Source organism: uncultured Caulobacter sp., from assembly GCF_947036865.1.
Taxonomy (GTDB): Bacteria; Pseudomonadota; Alphaproteobacteria; order Caulobacterales; family Caulobacteraceae; genus Caulobacter.
In genome coordinates, this window is the sequence record NZ_CAMQSF010000009.1 from 80,348 (window position 1) to 99,862 (window position 19,515).

Annotated in this window: 16 protein-coding genes; 11 read left to right on the plus strand and 5 right to left on the minus strand. The window is 70.9% G+C overall.

Translation table 11 applies throughout. The annotated features are described in order from the left end of the window. Positions 1–4: 4 nt before the first annotated feature. Positions 5–1,252 (minus strand): glycosyltransferase family 1 protein, encoded by a 1,248-nt coding sequence (locus tag Q0V34_RS08095; RefSeq protein ID WP_297510358.1) that lies wholly within the window; start codon positions 1,250–1,252, stop codon positions 5–7. 181 nt (positions 1,253–1,433) lie between these two features. On the opposite strand from Q0V34_RS08095, the gene Q0V34_RS08100 reads away from it, so the two are divergent. The 11 genes from Q0V34_RS08100 (at position 1,434) to Q0V34_RS08150 (ending at position 15,048) form a co-directional block, all read left to right on the plus strand. After that, positions 1,434–2,633, plus strand: coding sequence for a glycosyltransferase (locus Q0V34_RS08100; protein ID WP_297510361.1), 1,200 nt, complete (start codon positions 1,434–1,436; stop codon positions 2,631–2,633). Further along, a complete protein-coding gene (locus Q0V34_RS08105; RefSeq protein ID WP_297510364.1) occupies positions 2,630–3,577 on the plus strand; it encodes a hypothetical protein in 948 nt (315 codons plus the stop codon). Before Q0V34_RS08100 ends, Q0V34_RS08105 begins: the two co-directional genes overlap by 4 nt. Further along, a complete protein-coding gene (locus Q0V34_RS08110) occupies positions 3,570–4,439 on the plus strand; it encodes a hypothetical protein (RefSeq protein WP_297510367.1) in 870 nt (289 codons plus the stop codon). The genes Q0V34_RS08105 and Q0V34_RS08110 overlap by 8 nt, the downstream gene beginning before the upstream one ends. A gap of 103 nt (positions 4,440–4,542) precedes the next feature. Further along, positions 4,543–5,466, plus strand: a complete 924-nt coding sequence (locus Q0V34_RS08115; protein WP_297510369.1) for a TolC family protein — start codon at positions 4,543–4,545, stop codon at positions 5,464–5,466. Beyond that, complete coding sequence (locus Q0V34_RS08120) at positions 5,463–5,918, plus strand: hypothetical protein (protein WP_297510373.1); 456 nt, start codon at positions 5,463–5,465, stop codon at positions 5,916–5,918. The genes Q0V34_RS08115 and Q0V34_RS08120 overlap by 4 nt, the downstream gene beginning before the upstream one ends. Continuing rightward, on the plus strand, positions 5,905–6,804 hold the full coding sequence (locus tag Q0V34_RS08125; RefSeq protein ID WP_297510376.1) for a hypothetical protein: 900 nt from the start codon (positions 5,905–5,907) through the stop codon (positions 6,802–6,804). The genes Q0V34_RS08120 and Q0V34_RS08125 overlap by 14 nt, the downstream gene beginning before the upstream one ends. A gap of 4 nt (positions 6,805–6,808) precedes the next feature. Beyond that, a complete protein-coding gene (locus Q0V34_RS08130) occupies positions 6,809–9,889 on the plus strand; it encodes an efflux RND transporter permease subunit (protein WP_297510378.1) in 3,081 nt (1,026 codons plus the stop codon). Beyond that, entirely contained in the window at positions 9,886–10,488 is a 603-nt protein-coding gene (locus tag Q0V34_RS08135; RefSeq protein WP_297510381.1) for a cation transporter, read from the plus strand. The genes Q0V34_RS08130 and Q0V34_RS08135 overlap by 4 nt, the downstream gene beginning before the upstream one ends. Positions 10,489–10,842: 354 nt before the next feature. Further along, positions 10,843–13,281, plus strand: a complete 2,439-nt coding sequence (locus tag Q0V34_RS08140; RefSeq protein WP_297510384.1) for a TonB-dependent receptor — start codon at positions 10,843–10,845, stop codon at positions 13,279–13,281. 28 nt (positions 13,282–13,309) lie between these two features. Then, positions 13,310–14,035: a phosphatase PAP2 family protein gene (locus tag Q0V34_RS08145; RefSeq protein WP_297510386.1), complete on the plus strand. Its 726-nt coding sequence runs from the start codon at positions 13,310–13,312 to the stop codon at positions 14,033–14,035. Positions 14,036–14,049: 14 nt separating this feature from the next. After that, the gene (locus Q0V34_RS08150) at positions 14,050–15,048 is read left to right on the plus strand and encodes a hypothetical protein (protein ID WP_297510390.1); all 999 of its coding nucleotides are present in this window, start codon (positions 14,050–14,052) and stop codon (positions 15,046–15,048) included. Here the strand turns inward: Q0V34_RS08150 and Q0V34_RS08155 are convergent. The 4 genes from Q0V34_RS08155 to Q0V34_RS08170 form a co-directional block, all read right to left on the minus strand. Then, a complete protein-coding gene (locus Q0V34_RS08155; protein WP_297510392.1) occupies positions 15,045–16,454 on the minus strand; it encodes an ATP-binding protein in 1,410 nt (469 codons plus the stop codon). The two genes, Q0V34_RS08150 and Q0V34_RS08155, sit on opposite strands and share 4 nt — an antisense overlap. After that, entirely contained in the window at positions 16,451–17,191 is a 741-nt protein-coding gene (locus tag Q0V34_RS08160) for a response regulator transcription factor (RefSeq protein WP_297510395.1), read from the minus strand. The genes Q0V34_RS08155 and Q0V34_RS08160 overlap by 4 nt, the downstream gene beginning before the upstream one ends. 44 nt (positions 17,192–17,235) lie before the next feature. Further along, positions 17,236–18,597, minus strand: a complete 1,362-nt coding sequence (gene hemN / locus Q0V34_RS08165) for an oxygen-independent coproporphyrinogen III oxidase (protein WP_297510398.1) — start codon at positions 18,595–18,597, stop codon at positions 17,236–17,238. 77 nt (positions 18,598–18,674) lie between these two features. Beyond that, on the minus strand, positions 18,675–19,448 hold the full coding sequence (locus Q0V34_RS08170; RefSeq protein ID WP_297510399.1) for a helix-turn-helix domain-containing protein: 774 nt from the start codon (positions 19,446–19,448) through the stop codon (positions 18,675–18,677). Positions 19,449–19,515 lie beyond the last annotated feature (67 nt).

The window sequence follows — 19,515 nt, forward strand, 5'->3', positions numbered from 1 at the left end:
GCGCCTAGAGCGCGGCCAGGCTGGCGGGTTGAGGATCCGTGATCGCGCCGGAGCCGCGCGCGGCGACGGGCGTCGCGCTCTGCGGTCGCTCGCCCAGGGCCTCGGCATAGACGTCGACCACCTCGTCGAGGATTTCCGCCCAGCGATAGGCGGCGCTGCGCTCCAGCGCCTCGGCGGCCAGCCGGCGGCGCTCGGCGTCGTCGAGCAGGAGCGTGGTCAGCGCCTCGGCATACGCCTCGGGCGCGTCCGCGCAGAGCTTGGCGTTGCGGCCGTCCCGCAGCAGCGCGCGCGTGTTGGGCGCGTCGGCGCAGACCATGGCGAGCCCCGAGGCCATGGCCTCGAGATTCACGTTGCCGAAGGTCTCGGTCGTGCTGGGATTGAGGAAGATGTCGCCGCTGGCCAGGGCGGTCGCCAGCGCCTCGCCCGACAGGAAGCCGGCGAACACGGCGCGCGGCAGCTGTTCCTGGAACCACGCGCGGGCGGGGCCGTCGCCGATCACCAGAACCTGCGGCGCGAGGCCCGCGTCCTCCAGACGGCGGATGGTCTCGGCGAACGGGGCCAGGCCCTTTTCCATGACGATCCGCCCCAGGAACACCACGACGGGCTTGTCGGGCGCGAAGCCCTGGCTGGCGCGCCAGGTCTCGCTGCGCCGCTCGGGATTGAAGAGCGCCGAGTCGACGCCGCGCGCCCAGGTGCGGACCCGAGCGCCGGGGCTTTCGGCCCGCAGCTCGTCGCCGATCGCCTCGGTCGGCGCCAGGACGTAGTCGCAAGCGCCGTAGAACTTCCACAGCTTGCGCCGCACCATCGGGCGCAGGCCCCCCAGGCCGTAATAGTCGAGATAGGTGTCGAACAGCGTGTGCAGGCTGGCGACGACCGGGATCTTCAGCTTTCGGCCCAGGCGCATCGCCGCGCTTCCCAGAAGATCGGGCGCCGACAGGTGGATCAGGTCGGGTTTGAACGCCTCGACGTCGCGACGAATCGACGCGGGCAGACCCAGCGCCAGGCGATAGTCGTTGCGGAAGGGAATCTTCACCGACGGCACGGAAACGAGGTCGCCGACGGGCTCGAAGGCGGGAATCGGAGCCGTGGGCGAATAGACCCGAACCTTAGCCCCCGCTGAGCTTTCGAGATGGCCCACAAGTCTGTTCAGCGACTTGTTCGCCCCGTCGAGGGTGTAGTTGTAGTTGCCCGAAAACAAGGCGATCCGCATAGGTCGCGCGCCGCGGGCGCGCGTCTGCGTCTTCACGTCCATGATCGTCCTTCCGCCCACGTCGGCCTTTCGGCGTTTACGACGACGCGCTTGCCCCGCTACCACAGAAAATTGAGACGTATACCCTCTGATGTCGTCTTTTTGTGAAAGTGGCCGCTTATCCGTCACGAAAGTGACTTAGCGGTAGAGATTGGGGTTTCCTCGGGGTGCGACGGGTGGCGCGATGCGGATAGTGGATGTCGCCGAGTTCTACTCGCCGACGGGCGGGGGCGTGCGAACCTATATCAACCGCAAGTTCGACGCGGCCGCGCAGATGGGCCACGAGCTCTTCGTGATCGCGCCGGGGCCCGAGGATCGATTCGAGCCGCGCCGCGCCGGCGGGGTCATTCAGGTGCGGGCGCCGAGCCTGCCTTTCGACGCGAACTACCACATGTTCTGGGACGCCGCGCCGGTGCACCGGCGGCTGGACGACCTGGCGCCGGATCTGGTCGAGGCCTCGTCGCCCTGGCGCGGCGCCTGGATCGCCGCCCAGTGGGAGGGGCCGGCGGCTCGCGCCATGTTCATGCACGCCGATCCGGTCGCGTCCTACCCGCAGCGGTGGCTGGCGCCCGTCGCGTCGCCGGAGCGAATCGACCAGCTGTTCGGCTGGTTCTGGGCCTATCTCCGCAAGCTGACGGACCAGTTCTCGACGGTGGTCACCGGCGGCGCATGGCTTTCCGAGCGGCTGGCCGCCCAGGGCGTGAACGCCGTCGCCAGCATCCCCCTGGGGATCGATCGCACCGCGTTCTCGCCCCGAAAGCGCGATCCGGCGCTGCGGGCGTGGCTGCTCCAGGCTTGCGGTCTTCCCGATACCGCTCGGCTGCTGCTGGGGGTGGGGCGCTTCCATCCCGAAAAGCGCTGGCCGATGGTGATCGACGCGGTGACGCGCGCCCAGGTCGACGGCCCGTTGGGCCTGGTGCTGGTCGGCGACGGCATGGACCGCGCCCGAATCGCCCGCGCGGCGGCCGACGCGCCCCACGTCCACATCCTGCCGCCGATCATGGACCGCCCGGCCTTGGCGGCGCACCTGGCCAGCGCCGATCTGCTGGTGCATGGCTGCGAGTCGGAGACCTTCGGTCTGATCCCGGCCGAGGCCATGGCCAGCGGCCTTCCGGTGGTGGGGCCGGATCGCGGAGGCTTCGCCGGCCTGGCGCAGCCCGCGACCTGCGAGGTCTATCGCGCCGGCGACGCCGCCTCGGCGAGCGCCGCCATTCGTCGGATGCTCGACCGCGACCCTGTCGCGCTGCGCGCGGCCGCGATCGAGGCGGCGGCGGGGGTGCGGCGCGACATCGACCACTTCGCCGATCTTTTCGCCCACTATGAGCGGCTCGCCCAGCGCGAGACCCCCACGGCCGGATTGCGCGTGGTGGGCGGCCGATCGTGACCGACGGCGATCACCCGGACAGCGCGGCGCCGCCGCCTCCGGCCAAGAAGGCGTCGATCTGGTGGACGGTGCTCGGCGGCGTGCTGTCCGTCGGCCTCGTCGCGGCGATCCTGGCGCAGCTGGGCGGCGCGACGGCCGAGGTCGTCGACGTGCTCGCGCGGCTGCCGCCGCTGGTCTGGCCCTTTCTGGTGCTGCTGTACCTGGTTCAGCCGGCCGCCGACTATCTGGTCTTCCGACGCCTCTGGAACATGCCCCTGGCGGGCTTCGAGGCCCTGCTGCGCAAGAACGTCATCAACGAGGTTTTCCTCGGCTACAGCGGCGAGGCCTACCTCTATGTCTGGGCCAAACGGGCGGCCGACGCGCCCGTGGCGCCGTTCGCGTCGATCAAGGACGCCAACATCGTCTCCGCCCTGCTGGGCAATCTGATGACGGTGATCCTCGCGGCGGCCTGCGTCACCGAGCTGAGGGATCTCGACCTGGCGCGACAGCTGGGACCCGCTCTCTGGTCGGGTCTCATCCCGGTGGCCCTGTCCGTCGTCCTGTTGATCTTCGGTCGGCGGGTCTTCTCGCTGCCGCGGAAGGATCTCGCCATCGTCGCGCTCATTCATGGCGCGCGGCTGATCCTGGCGACGAGCCTTCTTATGCTGGTCTGGCGGACCGCCTCGCCCGAGGTCGCGCCCGCCCTCTGGTTTGTCCTGCTGGCGGTCCGCTACCTGATTTCCCGGATCCCGTTCATCTCGAACAAGGACCTGGTGTTCGGCAATCTGATGCTGCTTCTGCTGGGGCCGAAGTCGTCGATCGCGGTGCTGCTGGCGGCGCTGGCGCTGGCGACCTTGATGATGCACCTGACGGTGATCGTCGGGCTCGGGATCGTCGACCTGGCGCGCGGTCTGCGTCGCGGGCCCGCGCCCCCCGCCGCCGAGCTGGGGCGCGGCCTTGACTGACTGGACGCAGCGCATCCCCGGCCGCGACATCTGGCGCGTCGGTCTCGTCGAGGCGCCGATCGCCGAGATCGGCCGACGTGGCTTTCTTCCAGAGGACCGGGTCCACTGGCTGCCCGAGGAAGGACGCCTGAAATTCCTGGCCGATCCGTTCGGCGTCTGGCGCGACGGCAAGCCGCTGCTGTTCGTCGAGACCTACGACTATCGGACGCGGCACGGCGTCATCGAACTGATCGAGCTGGCCGAGGACTTTTCGCCGGTCGCCCGATCGGTGGTTCTGCGGGAGCCGTGGCATCTGTCCTATCCACAGGTCTTCGAGGCCGACGGCGACTGGTGGATGCTGCCCGAGGCGCACCGATCCGGCGTCCTGACCCTCTATCGCGCGACCGCGTTTCCGCGCGGCTGGGAGCCGGTGGCGAGGCTGCCGCTGGACACGGCGGCGATCGACGCCACGCCCTTCCGGCATGACGGCCTCTGGTGGCTGGCCTATTCGCCGAAGGGCCCGCAGCGGTGGAAGCAGGGGCGCCTGCACCTGGCCTTCGCCGAGCGTCTCACGGGGCCTTGGCGCCCGCACCCCGGCAATCCGGTTCGCGACGACCTGGCCTCCAGCCGCCCGGGCGGCACGGTCTGGATCGAGGAGGGCGTCATCCATCTGCCGGTTCAGGACTGCACCCGCACCTATGGCGGCGGCATGCGGGTGCTGAAGATCCTTTCGCTTGGCCCCGACCGGTTCGAGGCCGAGGCGACCGCGCCCCTGAACACCCCGCCGGGCGCCGCGCCCTACCTCGCGGGTCTCCACACGCTTTCGGCCTGCGGTCCGATGACTCTGTTCGACGTCAAGCGTATCGACCGCTCGCTGTGGTGACCGGCGCGTCCTCGGCGGCGGCCAAGATTGAGAATTCACAATCTTCGCGGCGATGCCAGAGCGGCGGGATTCGGTCTAAGCCAGGCCCGGCAGGGAAATCGGAATGAGCGACGCTCGGCACGACAGCAAGATCCATCGCGCGCGGGGGCTGGCCCTGGTCGGTTTCGCGACCGGGCTCGCGCTGTCCGGCTGCGCGTCCCGCGCGCCGGCGCCGGTGCGCCTCGAGGCCTATCCGGACCAGCGCGCGGCGAGCCGGCTGCCGGCGCCGCCCGACGGCCGCGCGTGGACGGCGGCCGATCTGCTGGCGCGGGCGGCGCGCCTGAACCCCGCCGTGGCCGAGGCCGAAGCCCGTCACCGCACGGCCGTCGCCGCCGCCAAGGCGTCCAAGGTCTCTCCCCCGATCGGCCTGACCCTGACGGCCGAGTATGCGCGGGCCGAACCCAAGTCGTGGCTTTATGGCGCGGGGCTCGACATTCCGCTCGATCGGGGCGTCCGCCGCGCCGAACGCGTGACCGTCGCCGATCTGGGCGTGCTGCGCGCGCGCTACGACTATGCCGAGGCGCTGTGGAGCGTCCGCGCGGCGCTGACGCGGGCGGGGATCGAACGGCGCTTCGCCGACCAGGAGATCGCGCTCGCCCGCGAGGTCGAGGCCCTTCGTCAGGCGCGCGCCGACCGGCTCGACCAACGCGTCGCGGCCGGCGAGGACGAACGCGGGCAGGCCCTGGCGGCCAGGGGTGAGCTGAACGCCGCCCATCGCCGCGTCGGCGAGGCCCTGGCGCGGCGCGCCGCCGCCGACGCCGCGCTCGCCGCCGCTCTGGGCCTGCCGGCCTCCGCCGCGCGCGATCTGGCCCTGGCGCCGGACAGCGCGGCCGCGACCGATCCGGATGTCGCCGCCGCGGCGCGGGTCGCCGTCCTGACCCGACGCGACGTGCTGCGCGCGGTGGTCGACTACGACCTCGCCGAAAGCGCCTTGCGGCTCGAAATCGCGCGTCAGAGGCCGGACATCCACCTTGGCACGGCGTCGTGAAGCTGCCGTTCAACCTGGCCCTGACCCTGCCGCCGCGCGACCTGAACCGCGCCGCCATCGCCGAGGCCGAGGCCAAGCGCGCGGAAGCGGGCCGGTCGCTGGAGGCCGCCCAGGCCGCCGTGCTGTCGGCCATCGACGCCGCCGAGGCCGCGCTGACGACGGCCCGCGCCGCCACGCGGCGGATCGAGACGGGAGCGCTCCCCAACGCCGACGCCCTGGCGGACTCGACGGCGCGGAGCGTCCGCGCCGGCGCCGCCGACCGTGTCGACGAACTCGGCGCGCGCGCGCTAGCGCTGGAGGCCCGGCTCGATCGGCTCGACGCCCTGAAAACCCAGGCGCTGGCCCGCGCGGATCTGGAGGACGCCCTGCGCGCGCCCTTCGATCCGGCGGAGCGCGCGCTGTTGGAAACCCTGTCCCGAACCCTGGGGGAAGACGATGATGCTCGGCGCTAGGATCGGCGCGCTCGCCACGCTGGCCGCGATGGCGCTGGCGGGCCAGGCGCTCGCGGAGGTCACGCTGGACGCGGCGGCCCAGAAGCGTCTCGGCGTGACCGTGGCCCCGTTGAGCGCGGCGCGGGACGCCGGCGCGACCAACGGCTATGCGCGGGTGCTCGACCCCGTGCCCCTAGCCACCTTGGACAGCGATCTTCAGGCCGCCGCGGCCGCCGCTCGCGCCTCCGCCGCCGAGGCCGCGCGGACCCAGGCCTTGGCCGCCGCCGACGCCACCGTCGCCCGAAAGGTGGCGGAAGCCGCGCGCGCCCAGGCCAGCGCCGACGCCGCCAAGCTGCTGCTGTTGCGCCGCCGGATCGCGCTGGAGTGGGGACGGGCCTTCGTGGCCGACGGTCCGCGCGCGCGCCTGCTGGCCGAGCTTTCGGCGGGGCGCGCGGCCCTGGTGAGGATCGACGCGCCGGCGGGCGTCGCCGACGTCGTCGGCGCGCGGATCGACCTGGGTTCGGGTCAGAGCGTCCCGGTCGCCGTGCTCGGCCCCACCCGGACGGCCGACAGCCGCCTCGGTACGGGCGGTCTGATCGGCGTGGCGCGAGGGCCGAGCGTCGCGCGCCTGGCGGTGGACCTGACCGCCCCGGCCATACTGAGCGCCAAGGGGAGGGACGTCGCGGGCGTTCTCGCCCCTCGATCGGCGGTGATGCGCGGGGGCGGCGCGGTCTTCGTCTATGTGCGCGAGGATCCGACCCATTTCGAGCGCCGGGTCCTGACCGGCGTCGTCCCCCGCGCCGAGGGGCTGTTCGCGGCCGGCGGCGCGAAGCCTGGCGAGCTTGTCGTCGTCTCCGGGGCCGCGGCGATCTTCGCGACCGAAAACGCGCCCAAGAGCGAGGACTGATCCGATGCTCGGCGCCGTCGTTCGCTGGTGTCTGGAAAGGCCGCGCCTGGTCGCGCTGGGCGCGATCCTGCTGCTGATCTATGGCGGCGTGGTGCTGTCGCGCGCCAAGTTCGACGTCTTCCCCGAGTTCGTGCCCGCCCAGGCCGAGGTCTCGACGGAAGCGCCGGGCCTCACCGCCGAACAGGTCGAGCAGCTTGTCACCCGACCCGTCGAGCAGGCCGTCAACGGCGCGGCCGGGGTCGAAACGGTCCGGTCGGTGTCGCAGCAGGGCCTGTCGTCCGTCAGCGTGATCTTCAAGGACGGTTCCGATCCCTATCGGGCCAGGCAGGTGGTCGCCGAGGCGCTCGGCGAGGTGGCGGGCGCGCTGCCGGCCGGCGTCGCCACGCCCAAGGTCACGCCGCTGACCTCCTCGACCATGGACCTCCTGAAGATCGGCTTCACCTCCGAGCGTCTGTCGCCGATGCAACTGCGCGATCTGGTGCAATGGACGGTGCGCCCACGCCTGCTGGCGGCCGAGGGCGTGGCGCGGGCCACGGTCTATGGCGGCCAGGTGCGCCGGTTCGAGGTCCGCGCTCGGCCCGACGATCTGGCGGCGCGCGACCTGTCGCTGTCCGATCTCGTCACGGCGGTTCGATCGGCGACCAGCGCCAGCGGCGGCGGCTTCATCGACACGCCCGAGCAGCGGATCCTGATCGACGCGCGGGGGCGGGCCGCCAGCGCCGCCGACATCGCCGCCGTGGTCATTCCGGGGCCGAAGGGCGCGGCGCCGACGCGCATCGGCGACGTCGCCGACGTGGTCGACGCCGCCGCGCCCGATGTCGGCGACGCGGTCATCATGGGCAAGCCCGGCGTGCTGATCAGCCTCTCGAGCCAGTACGGCGCCAACACCCTCGACGCCACCCGCGCGGTCGAGGCCGCCATGGCCGCGCTCAAGCCCGCCCTGGACGGTCAGGGCGTCCAGGTGTTCGCCAACCTGCATCGTCCGGCCAACTTCATCTCGGCCGCCCTCGGCGGCATCACCGAGGATCTGGTGATCGGCGCGGTGCTGATCGCGCTCGTGCTGCTGTTCTTCATGCGCAACCCGCGCGCCGTGCTGGTGTCCTTCGTCTCGATCCCGCTGTCGCTCCTGACGGCGGTGATCGTGGTCGACGCCCTGGGCTGGACGATCAACGCCATGACCCTGGGCGGCCTGGCCGTGGCGCTGGGGGTTGTGGTCGACGACGCCGTGATCGACGTCGAGAACATCGTCCGCCGCCTGCGGGAACGCGGCGCGCGACCGGCGGCCGAGGTGGTGCTGGCCGCCGCGCTGGAGGTCCGCGCGCCGGTGATCTACGCCACCGCCGTGGTCGCGCTGGTCCTGGCGCCGGTGCTGATGCTGGGCGGCTTGCAGGGCGCGTTCTTCTCGCCGCTGGCCGCGGCCTTCATCCTCGCCACGGTCGCCTCGCTGGCCGTCGCCATCGTCGTCACCCCGCCGCTGGCCCTGCTGCTGCTGGGCGACGCGGCCCCGCCCTCCGAGCCTCGGATCATGGAGCGCGCCAAGCTCTGGCACGAAGGCGTTCTGGTGCGCGCCAGCGGACGACCGGGCCTGGCCGTCATCGGCGTGATCCTTGCCCTGGCCATCACCGGCGGCGGCTTCATGTTGTTCCAGTCCGAGCTTCTGCCCAGCTTCCGCGAAGGCCACTTCGTGCTCGGCGTCGCCAGTCGCCCCGGGACCTCGCTGGCCGTGATGCGGCGCTACGGGGAGGGGATCACCCGCGATCTGCTGGCCATCGACGGCGTGCAGAGCGTCGAACAGCAGATCGGCCGCGCCTCGGGCGGCGAGGATCCGTTCGGCCCCGAACGCAGCGAGTTCCACGTCGAGCTGAAGCCCGGCCTCGCCGGGGCCGCGCAGGACCGCATCCAGGCCGCGATCCACAAGGTGCTCGACGCCTATCCCGGGCTGGAGACCGAGGTCATGACCTTCCTCGGCGACCGCATCGGCGAGTCGCTGTCGGGCGAGACGGCGTCCTTGGCCGTCGGCATCTATGGCGCGGATCTCGACACGCTGGACAAGACCGCCGCCGAGATCGCCGCCGTCATGGAGAAGGTCCCCGGCGCCGTCGACGTGAAGGTGAAGGTCCCGCCGCGCGCGCCCGCCGTGCGGGTGGAGCTGAACCTGCCGGCCCTGGCCCGCTACGGTCTCGCCCCGGCCGAGGTTCTGGACGCGATCCAGGCCGCCTACCAGGGCGAGCCGGCCGCCCAGGTCTATCAACAGGATCGGGCGCTGGACATCGCCGTGACCACGCCGCCCGACCTGCGCCAGGATCCCGAAGCGGTCGGCACCCTCCTGGTGCGGGGCCAGGGCGGCCGCGTCGTGGCGCTCAGGGACATCGCCCGCATCGACCTGACCGACGACCGGACAAGCATCGACCACGAGAGCGGACGACCCCGCCAGGTCGTGACCGCCAATCCGACCCCCAGGGACGCCTCGAAGGTCACCAAGGCCGTTCAGGACGCCATCGCGCGGTCGGTCAAGCTGCCGCCGGGGGTCTATCTCGAATATAGCGGCGCGGCCGAGGGGACGGCGAGCGCCCAGCGCCAGCTGTTGTTCAATATCGCCTTGGCCGCGATCGGCGTGGTGGCGGTGCTGCTGATCACGTTCCGGGGCGGCCGGTCGGTCGGGCTCATTCTGGCCGCCGCGCCGTTCGCGCTGGTCGGCGGCGTCCTGGCGGTCGCCGTGACCGGCGCGAGCCTGTCGCTGGGGTCCCTGGTCGGCTTCGTGACCCTGTTCGGCGTCGCCGCGCGCAACGCCATCCTGCTGGTCTCGCATCTGGATCATCTGGTGACCGCCGAGGGCGAGCCGTGGTCCCTGGCGACGATCGCGCGGGCGACGCGCGAGCGGGTGACGCCGATCCTGATGACCGCGCTGGTCACCGCGCTGGGCGTCCTGCCCCTGGCCGTCCAGACCGGGCAGGCGGGTCGCGAGATCCAAGGGCCGATGGCCATCGTCATCCTGGGCGGCCTGATCACCTCGACCCTTGCCAGCCTGATCGTGCTGCCCAGCCTGATCTGGCGGTTCGGCCGCGCGCGGGGAGCGCCGGCTTGACCGCCAAGCCCAACCCGACTCTCCGGGGCGCGCTGGGCCGCGCCATCCTGATCGTCGCCCTGGCGAACCTGGCCTACTTCGGCGTGGAGTTCACGGTGGCCCTGAGGATCGAGTCCGCCTCGCTGCTCGCCGACGCGGCGGATTTCCTCGAGGACGCGGCCGTCAATCTCCTGATCCTGCTGGGTCTTGGCTGGTCGGCGCGCAACCGCGCCAGGCTCGGGCGTCTGCTGGCCCTGGTTCTGCTCGCCCCCGCCCTGGCGTTCCTGTGGACGCTGTGGCGCAAGCTGCAGGCGCCGGTGGTTCCGGCCGCCGATCTGCTGTCCTTGACGGGCCTGGGCGCGCTGGCGGTCAATCTGAGCTGCGCCTTCCTGCTGGCCCGCTATCGGAACCACGAGGGCGGCCTGACCCGGGCGGCCTTTCTGTCGGCGCGAAACGACGCGATCGCCAATGTCGGCATCATCCTGGCCGGCGGCGTGACCTTACTGACTCGATCCTTGTGGCCCGACGTCCTGGTCGGCGGCGCGATCGCCTGGATGAACATCGACGCCGCCCGCGAGGTGCTGGCGGCCGCGCGCGGCGAGAGCGATCCTCAGCCCTGAAGGGCCGGGCGGACAATCTTCGCCTGTTGCCGCGCGCCCCGGCTAAACTGGAAGTTTCAACAGCATTCGCAAGTGCAGCCACACACGAACACTCTAGGCGGCCTATAACCTTGAAAGGTCGACGGTCCGCGGTCAATCGGCGTTGAGATTGAGAAATCTCAATCTTCGGGCTCGGGCGCGCCTCCTCGCCGAATTCCTCTTCGTTAACAAAGGCATGCGCTGCTTGATGTGAAAGTGTAACGTTACTTACATCAAGTCTTCACACGCCAACATCCCCTCGGCCGATTATTCGGCCCCGAACGCGATCGGCAGAGCTCCAAACCGCCCCGATCGTCCGTACACGGGGATATACCGATGACCAACTTCTCGAAGGCCCGCCTGGAGGTCCTGACCTCGGCGTCGATGCTGGCCCTGGCGCTGTGCGCGGGCCTGGCCCACGCCGCCCGCGCCGACGAAGCGCCGGCCGTCCAACAGGAAAAGGAAGTCGACGCCGTGGTGGTCACGGCGCTCAAGGGCCACGCCGCCAATGTCGCGCCGGTCTCGGCTTCGCTGACCGCCACCGAGCCGCAGGCGGTCATCACCCGCAAGTTCATCGAGGAAAGCGCCCCGCGCGTCGGCGACTACACGACCACGGCGATCCTCGCGCCGTCGATGGCGACCACGCCGAACTCGAACGGCTCGGGCGCCACGGATGGCGCCAAGATCACGATGCGCGGCTTCCAGGACGGCGAGTTCAACGTCACCTATGACGGCATCGCCTGGGGCGACACCAACGGCCCCAGCCACCACTCGAACTCGTTCTTCCCGTCCTCGACCATCGGCGGCGTGGTCATCGACCGCGGCCCCGGCGGCGCGACCGACCTCGGCCAAGCCAATTTCGGCGGCCAGCTGAACCTGTTCTCGCTTCCGTTCGAGGACAAGTTCTCGGGTCGCCAAACCCTGACGGTCGGCAGCTTCGGCACCCGTCAGGCGGTGACCACCCTGGCGACGGGCCCGATCGCGGCGCTGAACGGCGTGAACGCCACGCTGAACTTCATGGAATACAAGACCAACGGCTATCTCTCGAACAGCGATAGCGACGGCTACAACCAGTTCATCAAGGTCGGTGTTCCGCTGGGCGACAAGTGGAACGTCACGGCGCTCTACACCCACAACTACAACACCTACTACCAGGGCGACGCCAGCTCGAACGCCACCGTGGCGCAGACCGAGCTCTACGGTAAGCGGTTCGCGCTGAGCGACGACCCGACCCTGCAGACCTACAAGGGCTACAACTTCACCAAGAAGGGCACCGAGTTCGGCTATCTGCGTTTCGAGGGCGAACTGGCGGAGGGCTTCCGTGTCCAGAACACCGCCTACGAATACTGGTATTCTAACAAGACCCGCTCGGCGAACAACAACGGCGCGGACCTGTCGCTCGGCGCGACGGCGCTGGCGGCGGCCAACAAGGTGATCCTGACGCCGGCGGCGACCTATCCGGCCGGCGGCTCGGGTTACCCCTCCAGCCTGAAGGTCAATGGCCTGCCGGGCTATCTGAAGCGCAACGCGTACCGCGTTCGCGGCGACATCCTGAAGTTCACCAAGGACGTGGCCAATGTCGGCGTCCTGACCTTCGGCGCCGAGTACGAGCTGGCGCGCACCAGCCGCTCGCGCTTCGACCTCGACCTGATCACCAAGGCGCCGGACTATCGCGAGAAGGCGGCCGTCTTCGCCGGCGAAAGCCCCTGCGGCGACTGGCCCAAGACGGTCGCGCCGGGCAAGACCTGGGACGGCGCCTGCCAGGTGCCGCTGAACATCGCCTACAGCGAATATTCCGGCTGGCACCAGTACCAGCCGTTCGCCCAGTTCGAGTGGAAGCCGAACGACCGACTGACCGTGACGCCTGGCGTCAAGTACGTGCACTTCAAGCTCTATGTCCGCGCGCCGGCGGTGGCGGTGAAGAACTCGATCCAGCCGGCCAATGTCGAGGACACCTTCACCAAGACCCTGCCGTTCCTGACGGTCAATTATCGGGTCATGCCGAACCTTGCCGTGTACGGACAATATGCCCAGGGCTTCCTGGTGCCGGCCATCAACGTGTTCTACGTGAACAATCCGAGCCAGAACAAGGTCGTGCCGCAGGAGTCCACGAACTACCAGCTCGGCTTCGTCTACAACACCGGCAAGCTGACCCTGGACGGCGACGTCTATTACATCGACTTCAAGCACAAGATCCAAACCCAGACCGACCTGGTCACGGGCGAGACCTTCCAGACCAATTACGGCGGCGCGACCTATAAGGGGATCGAGCTTCAGGCGACTTACGTGCTGCCGTACGGCTTCAGCGTCTTCGCCAACGGCACGATCAACCAGGCCGTCGGCAAGGACGATCCGTTCAACGCCGGCTACAACGGCCACCAGCTGGCCAAGGCCCCGCGCGGCACCGCCGCCGCCGGCATCCGCTCGGAGCATCGTGACCTGGTGGCGCAGGGCGACAGCCTGATCGTCACGCTGAACGACAAGCTGATCGGTCCCCAGGCGGCGACGGCCGCCTCGGGCGCCAACAAGCCGACCGGCCGCATCAAGGCCTTCAACCAGGCCGATCTGTCGGCGACCTATCACGTCGGCCGCTACAGCCTGCAGGCCCAGGTGCTGAACGTGTTCGACAGCCGCGAGATCACCTCGTTCAAGGGCAGCGCCCTGCTGCCGGGGACCAATGTCCCGGCCGAGACCGTGGCCCTGGGCGGCGGGGCCAACGTCTTCACCTATCAGGTGCGCCGCAGCTACCAGATGACCCTCAAGGCCGCGTTCTAGGCGCGACGCCGAAATCCAGGAGGCTCCGATGCTCCGTCGTCTCGCGATCACCGCGGTGATGTTCGTCTCGCCGATCTCGGCGCTCGCGCAGACGCCGGCGCCGGCGGCCAAGCCGCCGAAGGTGCTGCAGCTGCTGGTCCCCGCCGATGTCGACCCGGCCCGGCTGCTGCCGCCGCCGGCGGCGGACGGCTCGGCGGCGGCGAAGGCCGATTTGGCCGACGTCCATCGCGCGATGGCCGAGGCCTCGGCCGAACGCCGCGCCCAGGCCAAGTGGGACGACGATCACGAGGACCCCTCGATGTTCGAGCCGACCCTCGGCGCGCGCTTCGACCTGGCCAAGCTGCCCGCCACCCGCGAGGTGCTGGCGATCGTTCAGAACGACGCCTCGGTCGCCGCCTCGGGCGCCAAGAAGCTGTTCCAGCGCAAGCGCCCGTGGGTCGTCGATTCCACGATCAAGACCTGCGATCCGGACGACAAGCCGCTGTCCTCCTATCCCAGCGGTCACGCGACGCTCGGCTATTCGCTGGCCATGACCCTGGCGGCGCTGATACCCGAAAAGGCGCAGGTGCTGATGACCCGGGGACAGGACTACGCCTATAGTCGCGTGGTCTGCGGCTCCCACTACGCCACCGACACTCGGGCCAGCCAGGCCTTGGCGGCCAGCTTCGTGTCGACCCTGCTCAAGGATCCGACGTTCCAGGTCAAGCTCGCCGCCGCGCACGCCGAATTGAAGGGCGCGGGTCTGGCTCAGTAGGAGAGTATAGCTCGATGTTGATCGTTCCGTTCCTGGCGGCGGCCAGCCTGGCGATGGCCGGCGCCGACGCCGCGCCGTCGCTGAAGATCACCCAGCGCATCGCCGGTCCGGACGGGTCGTGGGACTACGCCGCCTTCGATCAGGTCCATCGCCGCCTCTATGTGGCGCACGGCGCGGCGATCACCGCCATCGATGTCGACAGCGGCAAGGTCACGCCCAGCCTGCTGCCCGCGCAGCGAGCGCACATCGCGCTGCCCCTGCCGGGCGGCGACGAGATCCTGGTGACCAACGGCGGCTCCAACACCGCCGTCCTGGCGAACGCCATGACGGGCGCGGTTCGGGCGACCATCGCGACCGGCTCCAAGCCCGACGCGGCCCTGATCGAGCCGACCACCGGCCTCGCCCTGGTCATGAACGGCGACAGCGGCGACATCACCTTGATCGACACCAAGGCCGCCCGCGCCGTCGGTTCGATCCCGGTCGGCGGCGCGCTGGAGTTCGGCGCCGCCGACGGCCAGGGCCGGGTGTTCGTCAATATCGAGGACAAGAGCGAGATCGCCGTCATCGACATGGCTTCCCGCAAGGTCACGGCGCGCTGGACTCTGGCCGGCTGCGAGGAGCCGAGCGGGCTGGCCTACGCGGCGTCGGCCAAGCTGCTGATCTCGGCCTGCGCCAACGGCATGGCCAAGGCGGTGTCGGCCGCCGACGGCGCGGTTGTGGCGACGCTGAAGATCGGTCCGAAGCCGGACGCGGCCTTCTTCGACGCGGCGCGGAACCTGGCCTATATCCCCAGCGGCGGCGACGGCACTCTGGCGGTGATCGCCGTGCGCGGCCCGCGCGACGTGGCGGTGGTCGACACGGTCAAGACCCAGGCGGGTTCGCGAACTGGGACGCTGGATCCGAAGACGGGCCGGATCTATCTGCCGTCGGCGCGGTTCGATCCGCCGGCCAAGCCTGGCGGGCGGCCGACCGTGCAGCCCGGCTCGTTCGCGGTGCTGGTGCTGGATCGCTAGACGGCTTGGTCCGAAGGCGGGGGCGCCGGCGGGAACACCAGGTCGACCATCAGGCCCGGACCGGCGTCGCCCAGGACCACGCGGGCGCCGCTGCGCTGAGCGATGGCGGCCACGATCGACAGGCCAAGGCCCGAACCCTCCGTGGTGCGACTGGTCTCCAGCCGCACGAACGGCTTGAGCGCCGCCTCGCGGGCCTCGGCCGGCACGCCCGGCCCATCATCCAGAACCCGCAGGTGCGAGCCGCTCTCGCCCGTCGAGGTCTCCAGCCGGATCAGCGTGCCCGTCGGGGTGTGCCGCAGGGCGTTCTCCAGCAGGTTGGCGCACACCTGGGCGATCAGGGTCGGATCGGCGGCCGCCGCGGCGGGCGCGCAAGCCACCTCCAGCCGCCGGCCGCTGGCCTCGATGTCCGGGCGGAAGGCCTCGGCGACATGGGTGGCGGCGCTGGCCAGGTCCATGACCGCCTCGGGCGGGGTCTGGCGACTGATCTCCGACAGCTGCAGCAGGGCGTCGAAGGTGCGAAGGATCTCGCCCACGTCGTCGTCCAGCCGCGCGACGGCGCGTTCCTCGGGCGAGTCCGCCGCCAGGGTCCCGCGCAGGCGCTCGATCTTGTGACGCAGGCGGGTCAGCGGCGTGCGCATGTCGTGCGCGACATCGGTCGTGACCTGACGCAACTGGTCGATCAGCGCGCCGATCCGGTCGAGCATCGTGTTGAAGGTCAGGGCCAGGTCGTCCAGATCGTCCCTCGGCGGTCCGGCGCGAACCGGCGTACGGACATCCAGTCGTCCCGCCGAGACCCGCCGCGCCGAACGCGCCACCTGGGCGATCCGCCGCCAGGCCTGGATGTTGAAGGCCAGCGACGCGGCCAGGCAGAAGGCCGCGCCCAGCGCGCCGCACAGGAACAGGGCGCGGTTGACGGCCCGCATCTCCTTGGCGGACTCCGCCAGATCCCGTCCGACGGAGAGGCTGGAGCCGTCGGCCAGTCGCTCGGTGTAGACCAGGAAGCGATGCCGCTCCGCGCCCGTCCGCGCGGGCACGCCGGAGACCTCGGTCCAGCCGATCGCGGCCGGCGGCAGTCGGCCCGCCTCGAGGCGCCCGTCGGGCGTGGCGAGGCGGTAGTCGAACCCGCGCCAAAGCCGCGTCCGCTTGGCGACCGTATAGGGCAGGTGGGCGCGGCCCTTCTGAACGACCTCGTCGCGCAGCGAGGCGATTTCGCCCAGCATGTGCTCGCGCATGGTGTCGCGGTCGAGGCGGCTGATCGCCGCCTGGGCCAGATAGCCCGCCAGCGTGAAGGCCAGGATGACGATGACGATCTGGATCGCCGCCAGCCGCATGCCCGTGTTGCGGCTGAGCCGATCGAGGCCTCGCGCGCCGGACGCCTCGGCGTCCTGGTCGAGGGCGCGCGTCATGCCGGCGGCCGGATCACGTAGCCGGCCCCGCGCACCGTGGCGATCAGCGGCGGCGCGCCCGGCGGATCGACCTTGGCCCGCAGCCGGCTGAGATGCGTTTCGACGATGTTGGTGCGCGGGTCGAAGTGGAAGCCCCAGACCTTCTCCAGAAGCATGGCGCGGGTGACGATCTGGCCCGCGTGCAGCATCAGATATTCCAGCAGCTTGTATTCCAGCGGCAGCAGACTGATCGCCTGACCGCCGCGCTCGGCGGTGCGCTCCAGGCGGTCCAGGGCGAGGTCGGCGCACTGCAGCACGGTGCGCTCGCGCGGCGGCGTCGGCGAGCGGCGGGCGAGGGCGGCCACGCGGGCGTTCAACTCGGCGAACGAGAACGGCTTGACCAGGTAATCGTCGCCGCCCCCCTGGAGGCCCTCGACGCGGTCGGCCACCGCCCCCATCGCGGTGACGAACAGGATCGGCGTGTGGACCCCGGCGTCGCGCAGCCGCCCCACCAGACTCAGACCGTCCAGCCCCGGGAGCATCCGGTCGACGATCAGCACGTCATAGGGTTCGGCCAGAGCGCGCTCCAGGCCGGTCGGGCCGTCGTGGGCCAGATCAGGGACGCAGCCCGCCGCGGCGAGGGCCTCGCGCATGTGTTCGGCGGTTTCGGCCTCGTCCTCGATGACCAAGACGCGCGCCGCCGTCGCCGCGCGCGGCGCGCCGGCCTGGACGACGGGATCGGTGGCGGAAGGACGCATGCGGAGCATTATCGCTCCATTGCGTGACGAGTCCGCGACGGTCGTCAGACCGCCTTGGCGTGCCGGGTCGCGGTCTGGGGCAGGCGATTGTCGAACCGCGCCGCGACGACCCGCATCAGGCGGCGCGCCGGCTCGGGGATCCGGATGACCGTCCCTTCGCGCGAGCACAGGCCCGCCGCGATCAGATCGTCTGTCGCCGCGAGACTCTCGGCCACGATCTGATCGGTGGTTCCCAGGTCGCGGCAGACGGCCGCCACGTCAACGACCATGTCGCACATCAACCGCTCGATCAGCGCCGCGCGGGTCCGGTCCTCGGCGTCGATCGCCAGGGCCTTGTTCAGCGGCAGAGCGCCTTGATTGACCTTGGCCGCCCACTGGTCGGTCGGCGCGTGGTTCTGCACGAAGCCCTCGCGGAACTGGCCGATCGACGAGGGACCGATCGGCACGAGCACCGGGGCGGGGTCGTCGGTATAGCCCTGGAAGTTGCGACGCAGGCGTCCCTCGGCGGCGGCCAGGCTCAGCGAGTCGCTCGGCAGGGCGTAGTGGTCGAGGCCGATCCGCATATAGCCGGCCTCCACGAGGGCCGCGTCGGCCGCCTCGGCCTGGGCCCAGCGTCCGTCGGTGTCGGCCAGGTCGGCCTGGCGGATCATCACCTGGTGCTTCTTCATCCACGGGACGTGGGCGTAGCCGAACACAGCGATGCGGTCCGGGCGCATCAGGGCCGCCAGCCGCGCCGAGGCGTGGACGTTCTCGGGCGTCTGGCCAGGTAGGCCGTACATCAGGTCGAAGTTCAGGCCGCCGACGCCGACATCGCGAAGCTGCTCCACCGCGCGCGCCACCTGATCGTGCGGCTGGATCCGGTTGACCAGCGCCTGGACGGCGGGATCGAAGGTCTGGACGCCCAGGCTGACCCGCGTGACGCCGGCCTCGCCCGCCGCGTCGATGAAGGCCTTGGAGAGCAGGCCAGGATCGAGCTCGGCGGCGATCTCGGCGCCGGGACGAACCCGGAAGGCGCCCTTGATCCGCTCGACCAGCGCCGAGAATTGGGCGGGGCGCAAGGCGTTGGGGCTGCCGCCGCCGAAGTGCAGGTGCGCCAGGCCGTCATGCTCGCCCAGGCGCGCGGCGACCAGATCGACCTCGCGCGACAGCACCTCGACGAAGGCGTCGACGCGCTGATGGTCGTGGGCGACGGTGGTGTGGCAGCCGCAGTACCAGCAGAGCCGGCGGCAGAACGGGACGTGGACATAGACCGACAGCTTGTCCTCGGCGCGGGTGCGGCCGAACCAGGCCGCCCCGGCCTCGGCCTGGGCGGTGTCGAAGGCCAGCGCCGTCGGATAGCTGGTGTAGCGCGGCAGGTTGCGCTCGGCATAGGCGCGATGGACGGGGGAGAGGGCCGAGGCGTTCATTCGGGTCCTGGACATGAGAGCCGGCGAGGCCGGGGATTTAGCAATCGCGCGCGACGCGGCGTATTCGGGGATGGGGCTTAGGTAGAGTTCCTAGGCGCGGGATCGCCGCGCCGGCGCTCCCGCTCGGCCTGGCCCCACGCGCCGGCGGGCGCCGGGTGGCCCTCGATGAGGATGTCGGGCTTGGCGAGGCCGGCGAGGATGGCGGGCTGTGCGATGCTGATCCTGGGTCCGTCTACCTCAACGCCGTAGGCGGCCAGGCTGGCGAAGGCGCGCGACAGGTTCTCGGGCGTCATGTCGAGCAGCGAGGCCAGGACCCGCTTGGGGCAGGGCAGGACGAACGTGGTCGCGCCGTCCGCTCGCTGATGCAGCGACAGCAGATAGTTGGCCAAGCGCTCCTGGGCGCCGCGCAGCTTGCAGTTCTTCAGGACCCTGACGACGCTGTTGTAGCAGCCCGCCAGCTCCTCCATGGCGGCGTGGGCCAGGCCCGCGTCGTGGCGCATGGCCTCGCGCCAGGCGTCGCCCGGAAGGGTCAGGACGCGGCTGCGCGCGACCGTCCGGGCGGTGGTCAGGACCGGCGTCCGCAGGATCACCGAGGCGAGCGCGAAGGTCGAAACGGGGCGCAGCAGGGCCAGGGTGGTGTCGCGCGCGTTCCAGACGCCGCTCAGCTCCAGCATGCCGTCGAGCAGCACGTACAGCACGTCGTCCGCTTGGCCCTCGGCCGCGATCGTGAGCCCGCTGGCCATCGTCCGAAGATCCGCCGCGTCGGCCAGGCGGTCGAAGGTCGCCTGGTCGGCGGGCGCGAACAGCGCCAGTCGGCGGAGACGCGCGAGGTCTTCGGGGGAAAGCGTCATGGGCGCCCCTTCGCGGTGAGCTGGGGCGGTACGCTAGGGAGCGGCGGAGGCCGCCGCCTTGATTATC